The sequence below is a fragment of the Mesorhizobium amorphae CCNWGS0123 genome, assembly GCF_001686985.1.
Classification (GTDB): Bacteria; Pseudomonadota; Alphaproteobacteria; order Rhizobiales; family Rhizobiaceae; genus Mesorhizobium; species Mesorhizobium amorphae.
This window is the reverse complement of record NZ_CP015319.1, coordinates 47,078-59,439: the sequence shown is the minus strand read 5'-3', so window position 1 is coordinate 59,439 and position 12,362 is coordinate 47,078. Positions and strand designations below refer to the sequence as shown.

13 protein-coding genes are annotated in these 12,362 nt (G+C 57.8%); 6 read left to right on the top strand and 7 right to left on the bottom strand.

The window, feature by feature from the left end; translation table 11 throughout:
• Positions 1–334 precede the first annotated feature (334 nt).
• From A6B35_RS29775 to A6B35_RS34830, 4 genes are all read left to right on the top strand, one after another.
• Positions 335–1,594, top strand: coding sequence for an NAD(P)/FAD-dependent oxidoreductase (locus tag A6B35_RS29775; RefSeq protein ID WP_006200731.1), 1,260 nt, complete (start codon positions 335–337; stop codon positions 1,592–1,594).
• 56 nt (positions 1,595–1,650) lie between these two features.
• Positions 1,651–2,493 (top strand): hypothetical protein, encoded by an 843-nt coding sequence (locus A6B35_RS34835; protein ID WP_006200730.1) that lies wholly within the window; start codon positions 1,651–1,653, stop codon positions 2,491–2,493.
• Between the two features lie 51 nt (positions 2,494–2,544).
• On the top strand, positions 2,545–3,672 hold the full coding sequence (locus tag A6B35_RS29760; protein ID WP_006200729.1) for an S-(hydroxymethyl)glutathione dehydrogenase/class III alcohol dehydrogenase: 1,128 nt from the start codon (positions 2,545–2,547) through the stop codon (positions 3,670–3,672).
• Positions 3,673–3,742: 70 nt separating this feature from the next.
• Complete coding sequence (locus A6B35_RS34830) at positions 3,743–4,066, top strand: MocE family 2Fe-2S type ferredoxin (RefSeq protein ID WP_006200728.1); 324 nt, start codon at positions 3,743–3,745, stop codon at positions 4,064–4,066.
• 800 nt (positions 4,067–4,866) lie between these two features.
• Here the strand turns inward: A6B35_RS34830 and A6B35_RS29750 are convergent.
• The 4 genes from A6B35_RS29750 to A6B35_RS36785 all read right to left on the bottom strand — a co-directional run bounded on the left by A6B35_RS29750 (position 4,867) and on the right by A6B35_RS36785 (position 8,658).
• Positions 4,867–6,522 carry an ABC transporter ATP-binding protein gene (locus A6B35_RS29750; protein ID WP_006200726.1) on the bottom strand — a complete coding sequence of 552 codons (1,656 nt, stop codon included), beginning with the start codon at positions 6,520–6,522 and terminating at the stop codon, positions 4,867–4,869.
• Positions 6,522–7,346, bottom strand: coding sequence for an ABC transporter permease (locus tag A6B35_RS29745; protein WP_006200725.1), 825 nt, complete (start codon positions 7,344–7,346; stop codon positions 6,522–6,524). The genes A6B35_RS29750 and A6B35_RS29745 overlap by 1 nt, the downstream gene beginning before the upstream one ends.
• 9 nt (positions 7,347–7,355) lie before the next feature.
• Positions 7,356–8,315, bottom strand: a complete 960-nt coding sequence (locus A6B35_RS29740) for an ABC transporter permease (protein ID WP_006200724.1) — start codon at positions 8,313–8,315, stop codon at positions 7,356–7,358.
• Positions 8,316–8,400: 85 nt separating this feature from the next.
• Complete coding sequence (locus tag A6B35_RS36785) at positions 8,401–8,658, bottom strand: hypothetical protein (RefSeq protein WP_065518326.1); 258 nt, start codon at positions 8,656–8,658, stop codon at positions 8,401–8,403.
• On the opposite strand from A6B35_RS36785, the gene A6B35_RS37590 reads away from it, so the two are divergent.
• Positions 8,602–8,739 carry a TetR family transcriptional regulator gene (locus A6B35_RS37590; protein ID WP_425277646.1) on the top strand — a complete coding sequence of 46 codons (138 nt, stop codon included), beginning with the start codon at positions 8,602–8,604 and terminating at the stop codon, positions 8,737–8,739. The genes A6B35_RS36785 and A6B35_RS37590 overlap by 57 nt on opposite strands.
• Before the next feature lie 276 nt (positions 8,740–9,015).
• On the opposite strand, the gene A6B35_RS29730 is transcribed toward A6B35_RS37590, so the two are convergent.
• From A6B35_RS29730 to A6B35_RS29720, 3 genes are all read right to left on the bottom strand, one after another.
• Positions 9,016–10,050, bottom strand: a complete 1,035-nt coding sequence (locus tag A6B35_RS29730; RefSeq protein ID WP_006200721.1) for a Gfo/Idh/MocA family oxidoreductase — start codon at positions 10,048–10,050, stop codon at positions 9,016–9,018.
• Positions 10,050–10,919, bottom strand: coding sequence for a TIM barrel protein (locus tag A6B35_RS29725; RefSeq protein ID WP_006200720.1), 870 nt, complete (start codon positions 10,917–10,919; stop codon positions 10,050–10,052). The genes A6B35_RS29730 and A6B35_RS29725 overlap by 1 nt, the downstream gene beginning before the upstream one ends.
• 82 nt (positions 10,920–11,001) lie before the next feature.
• On the bottom strand, positions 11,002–11,715 hold the full coding sequence (locus A6B35_RS29720) for a GntR family transcriptional regulator (protein WP_006200719.1): 714 nt from the start codon (positions 11,713–11,715) through the stop codon (positions 11,002–11,004).
• A 215-nt stretch (positions 11,716–11,930) separates the two neighbouring features.
• Between A6B35_RS29720 and A6B35_RS29715 the strand changes: the two genes are divergently transcribed.
• Positions 11,931–12,326, top strand: coding sequence for a cupin domain-containing protein (locus tag A6B35_RS29715; RefSeq protein WP_006200718.1), 396 nt, complete (start codon positions 11,931–11,933; stop codon positions 12,324–12,326).
• Positions 12,327–12,362 lie beyond the last annotated feature (36 nt).

Here is a 12,362-nt window from a genome sequence, read left to right as displayed (position 1 = left end):
CGACAGCGCAAAGGTCAACGGCTGCGTTGTCGGCGCCTGATCGCGGCACCGAACACGACGTTGCCGCGGTGGTGCGGTCTGTCTTGATCTGTGGTTCACATCAGTTGGCGGAAAAAGTCGGTTCGTCACCATGGAAGAAAACATTTCTAAAACGACGTAGTTGCTGGCCGAAAGGGAATAGCTTGGGGATTGGAACGGCCTAGGAAACCCAGATTATGGAGTGACCCGTTTGCCTTTCCGCGGTTTGATGGAAAACACTCAAGTCTACCCTGACATCGTGCAATCTATTCTGTTAGGTCAGCATGAGTAGGGCGCATCAGTCGCTCAAACACAGATGGAGCAGCCCGTGACTGATCGCGGCATGGTTATCATAGGGGCGGGACACGCAGGCGTGAGCGCGGCACTTGCCTTGCGTGCAAGCGGATGGCGCCACACAATCACGCTGTTCGAAGAGCAGGACGTTCTGCCGTATGAGCGTCCGCCACTCTCCAAGAGCATTCTGAGGGGCGAAAGGACCATCGAAGATCACCGAATTTTCACGCCGGACAAGATGGAGGAGCAGGAGATCACGTTTAGACGAAACGCTCGCGTGGCAGCGATCGACCGCAACGAACGCCACATTATCCTGTCAGACGGTCAGACACTTACATACGAAAGGTTGCTCCTGGCGCCTGGGGCTGAAGCGCGTCCGCTTTCAATTCCTGGTTCTGATCTCCCCGGCGTGTTGAGTCTCAGGGATGCCGCTGACGCCGCTCAGCTTCGCGAAAGGATTCGGATTGCCCCGGGTTCGCGATTGGCAATTGTTGGCGGCGGGCTCATAGGGCTCGAAGTTGCGGCAAGCGCTCGAGCACTTGGCTGTGCCGTGACCGTTATTGAAGTCGGTCACAGGATTATGATGCGAACATTGCACGAAGAACTCGCGCACCGCGTTCAGTCCTGTCACGAGCAGGCCGGGGTCGAGTTCTGCTTTAGTAAACGGATCGTTTCATTCGTGGGTAACGACGAGATCCGCGGCGTGGAGCTTGACGATGGGACTATCATTAGCAGCACCACCGTACTTGTTTGTGTGGGTGCGGCACCCCGGGTTGAGCTGGCGAAAAGTGCCGGATTGGCTATCGACAATGGTATAGCTGTAGATCGTCATCTTAGGACAAGCGATCCTTTCATATATGCGGCGGGCGACGCGTGCGCATTCGAATTGAAGGATGGACGCCGGACACGCCTTGAATGCTGGAAAACTGCGAACGACCAAGGAGCAACGGCGGGGCGAAACATGCTCGGGATGTCCGAGGCATATTTTCCCGAACCTTGGTTGTGGTCAGATCAATATGACAAGTCGGTTCAAGTGGCTGGTTATCCGGATAGGTCACATCATGATGTCGATCGTTTCTGCCAAGACGATTCCCATTTGATTTTTCACTTGGGTAAACATGGGGAAGTCGTCGGGTTCAGCGGCTTCGGCTCATCACGGCAAGTCGGACACGGCGCGAAAGTCGCCCAGCTGTTGATGCGGGATAGCGTTAGGCCAAGTCCCACGGACCTCGGCGACGCGTCGGTTGATCTGCGATCGCTGTTAAGCAGTGCTGCGGCATAAGAGACCGCATCGTCGACTTGGGTATTCGCTAGCGTTCTGCTGGTTGGAGAATGAGAATGGTACAAAAGCTTCTTGTGCTTCAATCTTTGTGGGCTATGGAGCGCCGGCACACCGATGGATTCGAAAGATCAATGGAAGAAAACGTCGAAATGATAGTCAATGAACAATTCGACGGCGTCAGCGAAGAGTGGACGGATCGGCAACTGGTGCGACGGCTTTCCCCCCTCCTGAAAGCTGCTGGGATGGTTGCGGAGGGGCAGTGCTTTCCCAAGACAATCGATGATCTCAAGCCGGTTCTTGAAAACGCTGTCGACTGTGGCGTTCATCATCTAAATATTCAGCCGGACATACGCCCACGCAGGCTGCAGGAGTGCATTCCGCTTTTGGAAGGATGGTGCCGCCTAGCTGAACAGGTTGACTTCCCTGTTTATTTTGAAACGCACCGCAACCGCATGACCACAGATCTCTATTTCGTTTTGGATTTGTTGGACTGCCTGCCAGATCTTCGGCTTGTCGGCGATCTTTCCCATTTCCTCGTCGGCAGGGAATTTCCTTTTCCTGTCCCCGCAGAGGAGACCAGCTATATTCACCGAATCCTTGAAAATTGCTGGGCATTTCACGGCAGGGTGGCTTCGCGGGAACAGGTCCAGATTGAGATATCGTATCCGCATCACCGCATGTGGGTGGACCTGTTTCTTGAATGGTGGGAATTTGGTTTTAGAAGCTGGAGGCGCAAGGCTCCTGCCGACGGCACTCTTGCCTTCGTCTGTGAACTAGGACCAAAGCCATATGCCATCACCGCTGCGGATGGCAACGATAGCACCGATAGATGGGCTGAGGCTCTCTTGATGCGAAAACTTGTCCGGGAAAGGTGGGAGGCAATTGCTGATCCCGTATAGCATTTGGATATCCACGCCTATGCATTTGCAAACTGTTCGGAGCGAAATTTCATGAAAACCCGCGCTGCAGTCGCTGTCGCGGCCGGAAAGCCTCTGGAGATCATGGAGGTCGACCTCGAAGGCCCAAGCGCCGGCGAGGTGCTGGTCGAGGTCAAGGCTACCGGCATCTGCCACACCGACGACTTCACGCTCTCAGGTGCAGACCCGGAAGGGCTCTTCCCGACTATCCTCGGCCATGAGGGCGCCGGCATCGTAATCGACGTTGGCCCCGGCGTCACCTCCGTGAACAAGGGCGATCACGTCATTCCGCTCTACACGCCTGAGTGCCGTGAGTGCTATTCCTGCCTGAGCCGCAAAACCAACCTCTGTACGTCGATCCGCGCCACTCAGGGCCAGGGCGTGATGCCGGATGGCACCTCGCGCTTCTCGATTGGCAAGGACATGATCCACCATTATATGGGCTGCTCGACCTTCTCGAACTTCACCGTTCTGCCGGAGATCGCCCTCGCCAAGGTCAGTCCGGACGCACCCTTCGACAAGATCTGCTATATCGGCTGCGGCGTCACCACGGGCATTGGTGCCGTCATCAACACCGCCAAGGTAGAGATCGGTTCCACCGCGATCGTTTTCGGTCTCGGTGGTATTGGTCTTAACGTGCTGCAGGGACTTCGCCTTGCCGGCGCCGACATGATCATCGGCGTCGATATCAATCCCAACCGCAAGGAATGGGGTGAAAAGTTCGGCATGACGCACTTCGTCAATCCGAAGGAATTCGGTGAGGACATCGTATCCTACCTCGTCAATCTGACGAAGCGGAACGGCGACTTAATCGGTGGCGCCGATTACACGTTCGACTGCACCGGCAACACGAAGGTCATGCGTCAGGCGCTTGAATCCTCGCATCGCGGCTGGGGCAAGTCGGTCATCATCGGCGTTGCAGGCGCCGGCCAGGAAATTTCGACGCGCCCGTTTCAGCTGGTCACCGGCCGCAACTGGATGGGCACAGCCTTCGGCGGCGCGCGTGGCCGCACCGACGTGCCGAAAATCGTCGACTGGTACATGCAAGGCAAGATCCAGATCGACCCAATGATCACTCACACGATGCCGCTCGAAGACATCAACAAGGGCTTCGACCTGATGCACAAGGGCGCGAGCATCCGCGGCGTGGTGGTATTTTGAGCCGAACTTCAGTAAATGGCGCCGCGCCAGCGTTGTCATTCATCCTGCAGAACGTGAAAGGATCTAGATAGTGTCCAATAATTCAAATTGGATCAAAGCATTGAGCGTGACGGATGTTCCAAAGAACGATGTTAAGCGGTGGGACTACGGTACAAAAAGTTTTGCCATTTTCCGAACTGCTGAGGATCGGTGTTATGCGACGGATGACACCTGCACACATGAGCATGCGCGCATGTCCGACGGCTTCGTCATGAATCATACTATAGAATGTCCACGCCATGCAGGCAGCTTTGATTTCAGGACGGGCGAAGCACTTAACCCGCCTGCGTGTATCAACCTCAAGACGTATGCCACGAAAATCGAGGATGGCGTGATCTACGTGGATGTGGGATAAGATCAGATTGGAGCGTCGTTACTCAGCACGCCGTTTCTAGGGCAGCTGATATGGTCCGTCCGGACCGGCACTGATCCCGAACAGGCCCCGCCTTGAGGCGGGGCCAACCATTCCGAAATTGTTGGCAGTACGAAGTTGCCCCCCAATCCCCAAAGCTCTGACCGCTGGCGTCAGCTCGAGCACCTCGCATCAGCCCTCCGCTGGCGCACCCTCTGCGTTGAACCCAGGCCACGAAGATGGTTCGCCACGTCCGAGAGCCGGTAAGACGGCACGACCGTCTTGTTGTTTTAGAGCTGCTGGCTGCTGAAGACGGGTCTCTCTTCGTTTATCTCGTCGTCCTCCGATACACTGTCGTTGCCTTCTTCCCAGGCGCTTAACCAGAGGACGGCCGAGCGCAACTCACATCTCGTCGTATTTTGCCCGGCCTTTCGATTACCGCAGGCGTCAAGAACGGCAGGAGATCGACCCTGCCCTTCATCAGCTTTAAGATAAGTAGCGCTGCTGCCTGCCATCGGTGCCAACCAGTTCAACTGATTTCACCTTCTGTTTGATGCCACATCGATCATCACAGCTGACGAGTGAGCGGCAATCATTTCAGGCTTGTCGTCATATTTCGCGGCACCAAGCAACGTGATCCACGAACTCTTCTGGACCTTGCCAATACGGAGCCGGCAACAAATTTCTGCCTAACTCCCTGGAGCGCTGGAGTGCCTACTTATTTTGCAACCGGTCGGCAATATTGGTACGATGCGTGAAACTACTAGGCAGCATGGAGCCTAATCCCGGCGTCCGAGTGAAGCTCAGTGTCCCCCGCTCCCGATACGGCGTCCCTTGATCGCCTTTTCCAGCCAACCAACCTCCATTTCTGGAACCGACGACAGCAGGAGGTCGGTATATGCATCAAACGGCCGAATCAGTACCTGGCTCTTCGGCCCATAGCGCACCACCTCGCCGCGGTACATGACGGCGATGGAATCGGCGATCGACTTCACAGTCGCGAGATCGTGCGTGATGAACAGATACGCCACCTCTTCGATCTCCTGCAGGCGGAGCAACAGCTTGAGGATGCCATCGGCTACAAGCGGATCGAGCGCCGATGTCACCTCGTCGCAGATGATCAGCTTCGGCTTGGCGGCAAGCGAGCGGGCGATGCAGACGCGCTGCTTCTGGCCGCCCGAAAGTTCCGCCGGATAGCGGTCGACAAAACCCTTGCCCATCTCGATCTCGTCGAGCAGTTCGGCGACGCGCTTGTCGCGCTCGCGGCCGCGCATGCCAAAATAGAACTCCAGCGGCCGGCCGATGATGGTGCCGACCGTCTGGCGCGGGTTCATCGCCACATCGGCCATCTGATAGATCATCTGCAATTCGCGAAGATCATCCTTGGATCGCTCGGCGAGCCTGGGTGCCAGCGTACGGCCGGCAAAGGTAATGCTTCCAGCGATGGGCGGCAGCAGCCCTGTCACGACGCGGGCCAGAGTGGATTTGCCAGAGCCCGACTCTCCCACCACAGCGAGTGTCTGGCCGGGATGGACGTCAACCGAGACGTTCTGCAAAACCTTCACCACTCCGCCTCCATAAGCGGCTGTAGCATTCCTCACCGACAATAGTGGCTTCGGCGTCGGCTTCTTCTCCCCATGTTCGATCGAGCGCACCGACACCAACGCCTTCGTGTAGTCCATGCGTGGCGCCTTGATGATCTGATGGGTTTCGCCGTGTTCCACACTCTTACCGTCCCGCAGCACCATGATCTCGTCCGACACCTGGGCAACCACGGCGAGGTCGTGGGTGATGTACAAAGCCGCCACATGGGTATCGCGTATGGCGTCCTTGATTGCCGCCAGCACGTCGATCTGCGTCGTCACGTCGAGCGCCGTGGTCGGCTCGTCGAAGACGATCAGGTCGGGCTCCGAGCAGAGCGCCATCGCCGTCATTACGCGCTGCAACTGGCCGCCGGAGACCTGGTGCGGGAAGCGCTCGCCGATGGTTTCGGGGTTTGGCAGGCTGAGCTTCTTGAACAGCGCGACGGCGCGTTTTTCGGCCTCGGCCCGTGTCGCCGTGCCATGCAGCAGCGTGGCTTCCACCACCTGGTCCATGAGCTTGTGCGCCGGGTTGAAGGCCGCTGCAGCCGATTGCGCGACATAGCAGACCTCGCGGCCGCGCAATTTGCGAAAACCTTCCTTGCCGCCCTTGAGGATATCGCGGCCGTTGAGGATGACCTCACCGCCGGTAATGCGCACGCCGCCTCGGCCATAGCCCATGGATGACAGGCCTATGGTCGACTTGCCGGCGCCGGACTCGCCGATCAGGCCGAGCACCTTGCCCTTTTCGAGCGTCAGCGACACGTCATGGACGAGCACGATGTTCTTCGGCGGCTCGCCTGGCGGGAACACCGTCGCCTCGATACGCAGATTGCGGATGTCGAGCAGCAGGCCGGGCTTTGCTTTTGTGTCGGCCATCACCCGCGTCCTCCCTTCAGGCTTGTCGTGCGATTGAGGATCCAGTCGGCGACAAGGTTGACCGAGATTGCCAGCGCGGCGATTGCCGCGGCGGGGATTAGGGCCGCCCCGATGCCGAAGACGATGCCGTCCTTGTTTTCCTTGACCATGCCGCCCCAGTCGGCGTCGGGCGGCTGTACGCCAAGGCCGAGGAACGACAGCGTCGAGAGGAACAGCACCGCGTAGATGAAGCGCAGGCCGAGTTCCGAAACCAGCGGCGACAGCGCATTGGGCAGGATCTCGCGGAAGATGATCCAGCCGCTGCCTTCGCCGCGCAATTTGGCGGCCTCGACATAGTCCATGACGTTGATGTCGACGGCCACCGCTCGCGACAGGCGATAAACGCGGGTCGAGTCGAGAATGCCCATGACCAGGATCAGCGTCACCAGGTTGGTCGGCAGCACCGAAAGCACGACGAGGCCCATGATCAGCGTCGGAATCGACATCAGGAGATCGACAAGCCGCGACAGCAGAGTGTCGTACCAGCCGCCGAAAACCGCCGCCGAGAAGCCGAGAATGGCGCCGAGCGAGAACGACAGCGCGGTGGCCAGCACGGCGATAAACAGGGTGATGCGGGCGCCGTAGATCATGCGCGACAGCAGGTCACGGCCGAGATTGTCGGTGCCGAGCCAGTGTCCGGCCGACATCGGTTCCCAGACGTCGCCGACGATCTCGCCATTACCGTGTGGCGCGATGAAGGGCGCGAAGATCGCCGCCAGAACGAACAGTGTCGTCAGCACGATGCCGATCAGCGCGGGGATCGGGATGCGTTTGATATCGAGCATACCCGCCCCCTATTTCGGATGTCTGAGGCGCGGATTGGCGACGATGGCCCCTATGTCCGCAATGATGTTCAGGCTGATGTAGACGGCGGCGAAGATCAGGCCGACCGCCTGCACCACCGGCACGTCGCGCTTGGTGACGTGGTCGACGAGATACTGCCCCATGCCCGGGTAGACGAAGATCACCTCGACCACGACGACGCCGACGATCAGATAGGCGAGGTTGAGCATCACGACGTTGATGATCGGCGCGATCGCATTGGGGAAGGCGTGCCTGCGGATGACGTTGAACGCCGATAGGCCTTTCAGTTCGGCCGTCTCGACATAGGCTGACTGCATGACGTTGAGGATCGCCGCGCGTGTCATCCGCATCATGTGAGCCAGCACCACCAGCGTCAGTGCCGCCGCCGGCAAGGCGATCGCCTGCATCCGCTCGCCGAAAGGCATGCCGTCATAGACGGTCGAGATGGCGGGGAAGATCTGCCATTTCACGGCGAAGAAATAGACCAGCACATAGCCGACGAAGAACTCCGGGAAGGAGGTCGAGGCGAGCGCCAGTCCGGAGATCAGCTTGTCGATCCAGCCATTGCGGTAACGCACCGCGATCAGGCCGAGGATGATCGCCAGCGGCACGGCGACGATCGCCGCCCAGAACGCGAGGAACAGCGTGTTCCACAGCCGTCCCTTGATCGAGGTGGCGATATCCTGCCCGCTCGACATGGCGGTGCCAAGGTCGCCGGTCAGCACGCCGCCGAGCCAATGGAAATACCTGATATAGGCCGGGTCGTTCAGCCCGAGCTGTTCGCGCAGATTGGCAAGCGACTGGGGCGTTGCCGATTGTCCCAGAATGGCTTGCGCGACGTCGCCGGGCAGTATTTGCGTGCCGGCGAAAATCAGGACCGAAATGGCCAGCAAAAGGAGGATGCCCAGCGCAATGCGCTGGGCAATTAGCTTCAGGATGGGGGAGGACATAAGCATACTTTTCAGGCTTGGAGCCAATACTGGACTAACGCGTAGCTATTGCAGATATCCCGCGCTGGATGCGTCATTAAATCTTTCACATCCGCCACGTTGCTTCTATGAACTTGTTGAAGAACGGCACGATTAAACCGCCCTCGTCGCGCAGCAGGGCTTCGGCCAGACCAACCGGTTGGTATAGGTGGCTATAAAAGGTAGCCTGACGGGATTTACTCATTGGTTCGCTACGCCCCTGATCAGTGCGGCGAACAAGATCGTCATGGAGGATGGCGTGGTGCGCATGAATTTGGCGGACGTTGCCAAGGAAGCCGGCATCAGCAAAGGCGGCCTGTTGCATTACTTTGCTTCCAAGAATGCCGTCATTCGTATTAGGGCGCCTGGTTTCCCTGCGGAGCGCGCGGATGATATCGACGCGTGAATAATTGCCAGGATACCCAATGATCCGCACTTTCTTGGCTAACTATAAGGAAGAGACTGAAAATGGGCCGAGCGTCCGACAAGGACGGCCCGGGCTATTTGCACGCCGAGGTGATACCTCGCGGTCGATCGCCTTTTTTCAATGAAGCGATCGGAATGCCCCCGGCTCTTACGGGATCGCAAGGCGCTGCTGAGGCGGCTCGTTGAGATGACCCCGGACCCAGCTGTCCATCGGGACGTTGAACAAGGCCGCTTCAAGGCAAAAATCCGTCCAAGATCAGTTCGCTATCTGCACGCGCGTCCCATCTGAGATTAGCGCTGCCTCATAGATACGGCTAATCTGAAGAGCCTGCTCTAGGGTACCCACCGTCGCGCGCGTGCGGCGTTGGATGGACTGCAGGAAGTGGAACAACTCGCCGTAGATTCCTTGCAAGAACTCCCCTCTGTTCTCTAGCGTGCTCATCATGTTCTGTGCTTGCCACACCACCGCTCCGGAGTCAGTTCCCGGCGGGGCGAAGCTGGTTCCGGTCTCGTAATCAAAGGGGATGCCTCTCTGGAACGCAACGGTGGCGCCATTGTCGATCGTCACCGAAGCGTTCTCGGAGTAGACAACGTACCGCTCCGACGGCTGGTAGACCGGAGCGCCTTCTGCGAGGTGAAAATTGCCGATCGCGCCTGATGCGTAGTGGAGTATGAGGCTGCCTCCGCCTCTGGCTCCGCGATGAGTCGTGACGGCCTCCACGGCGCCGCCGAGCTCCAGCATCACGGCGAGGGGGTGGCATCCGTCGATCACCCATCGTGAATCCCGTGCATCGTCTCCGATTGGAATCGACATGGAATACGTGGCCAAGATGCTCAACACCTTTCCTGTTTCGGGCAGCGAAATCAGTTCGACGGCCTTCCGCGTTGCTGGCATAAAAGCTTTCTTGTAGCCCACAACGCAGACGCGATCTCCGCGCGCATCAAGCATGCTCCGAACGTCGGCTGACGATGTGGCCGCAGGCTTTTCCATCCACACATGATGGCCCGAAGCCAATGCCTTAGCGGCCAACACTGGATGCATTTTCGGAGAGACGCACAGTAGAACTGCCTCGATTGTCCCTGAATTGAGCATTTCATCCATGTCGGAATAGGTCGCAGCGACGCCGTACTGGCGAGCGGTCTTTGCCGCCAGCGCCGGATCCAGATCGCAGATGGCCACAAGCTCGACTGGCAAATAGGTTAATGCGGGAAGGATGTTACGATATGAGTGCGAGCCGATCCCCACCATGCCGACCTTAATGCGGTCCTCGTATCCCCTCTGATACCCCATTATGCGATTCCCTTGATTGTGCGCATGAAAGCGATGTCACGCTCGACTATGCCTTGGTAGTCGTAGCCCGGCTTGTCCTCGCCATGTTGTGCGGGATTGATACAGATCACCGGTGAAAGGCCACGAGCGACGACTTCTTGAGTGATCTGGCCTATTGGCCAACTTGCATCCTCAAGCGCGACATTCCAACTGAGGCGACGCGACTCATCGGCATGCTGCCCGCCCTTGACGTGGTAGTAGGCGACCAGCGGCTCAATCAGGTTAAGTGTTTCCAGACTTGGGAAAACGCCTGTCGCCCACTGATTCTGAACATCCCAGGTCAGCTTAACCGCATCGCCAAGACCAAGTTCATCAAAGAATTGCGTGAACTCGCGAGGGCGGGACAGAACGCAATGCCAAGCTTCGTTTTCGATCGTTGCGCTGGCACCCGCCGCCCTAATGCGACCAATAGCATCGCGGAAGAGATCAAAGACCCATGGATATTTGTTCTTCATAACCTCGATCGCTGTATCGTCGCTGGGTCGTGCCGACAGCTGCGGCGCTAGCAATCTCACGAACTTTGGCTGAAACACATCGATGAGCGGGATAATGTGTTCAAGCTCGGCAACATGTTCCGCGCAGAAAGCGTCTCTGCCATTTCCGATCTCGCCGTAAAAGATCGAGGTGGACAAGCAGTGCACGGACAGACCCCGCTCGCGAATTTGCGCTTCGGCCTTCATGGCGTCACTTTTCGGGAGCGAAGCGAGCCAATGGCCGTAAATGCCATCCCGCAGGTCGAGGTCAGACAGCCCCCAAGCCAGATGCTGGTCCAGTGCAGAGGCAAAATCGTCCCCCGCCATTGAATTTAGAATTGTGAGCCGTGCGCTCATCTTGTGCCGAATCCTTCAATCCTGCCCGCATCCCTTTCGTGGCCGGGTTCCCAATGAATCTGATAATGAATAATTCGCAGCTTTAGTCCCGCTGCTTTTTCCGTGGAGCAGACTTGCGTGGGGCTCCGTCGTTGGCCACATTCAGGTTCCCTGAAAGCTGCTGAAGCAAGGTTTGCTGGACGTCGAGAATATGAGCGTCCATCAATTTTGCCGCGCGGTCCGCATCGCGGGCCATAAGCGCATCAAGAATCTCGTCTCTCTCGATGGCTGCTCGCTTCGGAAATTCTGGGCTCTTGTTCGCGATCATTCTGCAGATTTGAATTTGGCGTGACAGTCGACCCAGCGTGTCGATCAAAGCGATGTTGCCGGAAAGCTCTGCGATCAATTCGTGAAAATCCTGATCGTGGGCGCCATAGGCTTGCATTTGACCAGCCTCCAGCGCGTCCACACCGGCGTTCAGGATCGTCTGCAATTTTGCAATATGGGCATTCGAGATATGCTCTACCGCGAGCCGGATCGCGAAGCTCTCCAGTGCCCGTCTTAGTTCGTAAAGGTCGCTAACTTCCTTCAGCGTAAAACGGCGAACACGGAAGCCGCGGTAAGGCTCGATCTCGACCAACCCCTCCTTGGCAAGCACTCCGATAGCCTCACGGATGGGCGTGCGGCTCACATCCAGGCGGTTGATCAGCGCTCGTTCGTCAATGGCTGCCCCAGGAGCAAGCTCTCCCGACAGAATCATCTGAAGGACGGCTTGGTAAGTCCGTTCCCGCACCGTGAGATGCTCATTCAACGACATATCCGCTCGGCCTCATTATCGGTTCGATATCCACCTTAGCCACCAATCACAGAAACGCAACCAAAAAAATGCAAAATAGAAAATTGTATTCAATCGTTGACGAATGAATTTTCTGCCTCTACTGTTTCTCAGATGCTGCGGCCACGGCGGGCGACGTTTAATGGGACCGCCGTGCAATGGATTTGCCGCAAGTTGGTGGTCGCCAAGGAGTTGAGATGAGCGCTGTTGAGAAGAACGGATCAGCGAGTGTGGCCAGCACGAAGGACGGTCCAGATTTCACCGCGGACTGGGGACACCTCACATGGCTCGTTGGGGAACAGGAAATGCCTGGGTCCGAACAGACGTTCGGTGTGGTTACGATCTACCCCGGTAAGCGAAATGCTCTCCACTCGCATCCGAATTGCGAAGAGCTTCTCTTCGTGATGTCCGGCGAATGCGACCACCTGTTGGGTGATGAGGTCATCCCCCTATCGCCGGGCTCGGTCATCCGCATTCCCCGTGGCGTTAGACACTGGGCGCATTGCACTAGTGAAGAGCCCCTTCGCGCAGTCATTTCCTTTTCGTCGCCCGACCGCCGGACAGACAACCACGAGGACGGCAGTGTGGCTTGACGGCCTCCTGCCGTAACAGGAGCCGTCGAAGGAGAC

What these genes read in the sequence shown, in the direction of transcription:
- A6B35_RS29775 (WP_006200731.1), top strand. Translation starts at nt 335, where the DNA reads ATGGAGCAGCCCGTGACTGATCGCGGCATGGTTATCATAGGGGCGGGA.
- A6B35_RS34835 (WP_006200730.1), top strand. Translation starts at nt 1,651, where the DNA reads ATGGTACAAAAGCTTCTTGTGCTTCAATCTTTGTGGGCTATGGAGCGC.
- A6B35_RS29760 (WP_006200729.1), top strand. Translation starts at nt 2,545, where the DNA reads ATGAAAACCCGCGCTGCAGTCGCTGTCGCGGCCGGAAAGCCTCTGGAG.
- A6B35_RS29750 (WP_006200726.1), bottom strand. Translation starts at nt 6,522, where the DNA reads ATGGCCGACACAAAAGCAAAGCCCGGCCTGCTGCTCGACATCCGCAAT.
- A6B35_RS29745 (WP_006200725.1), bottom strand. Translation starts at nt 7,346, where the DNA reads ATGCTCGATATCAAACGCATCCCGATCCCCGCGCTGATCGGCATCGTG.
- A6B35_RS29740 (WP_006200724.1), bottom strand. Translation starts at nt 8,315, where the DNA reads ATGTCCTCCCCCATCCTGAAGCTAATTGCCCAGCGCATTGCGCTGGGC.
- A6B35_RS37590 (WP_425277646.1), top strand. Translation starts at nt 8,602, where the DNA reads ATGAATTTGGCGGACGTTGCCAAGGAAGCCGGCATCAGCAAAGGCGGC.
- A6B35_RS36785 (WP_065518326.1), bottom strand. Translation starts at nt 8,658, where the DNA reads ATGCAACAGGCCGCCTTTGCTGATGCCGGCTTCCTTGGCAACGTCCGC.
- A6B35_RS29730 (WP_006200721.1), bottom strand. Translation starts at nt 10,050, where the DNA reads ATGGGGTATCAGAGGGGATACGAGGACCGCATTAAGGTCGGCATGGTG.
- A6B35_RS29725 (WP_006200720.1), bottom strand. Translation starts at nt 10,919, where the DNA reads ATGAGCGCACGGCTCACAATTCTAAATTCAATGGCGGGGGACGATTTT.
- A6B35_RS29720 (WP_006200719.1), bottom strand. Translation starts at nt 11,715, where the DNA reads ATGTCGTTGAATGAGCATCTCACGGTGCGGGAACGGACTTACCAAGCC.
- A6B35_RS29715 (WP_006200718.1), top strand. Translation starts at nt 11,931, where the DNA reads ATGAGCGCTGTTGAGAAGAACGGATCAGCGAGTGTGGCCAGCACGAAG.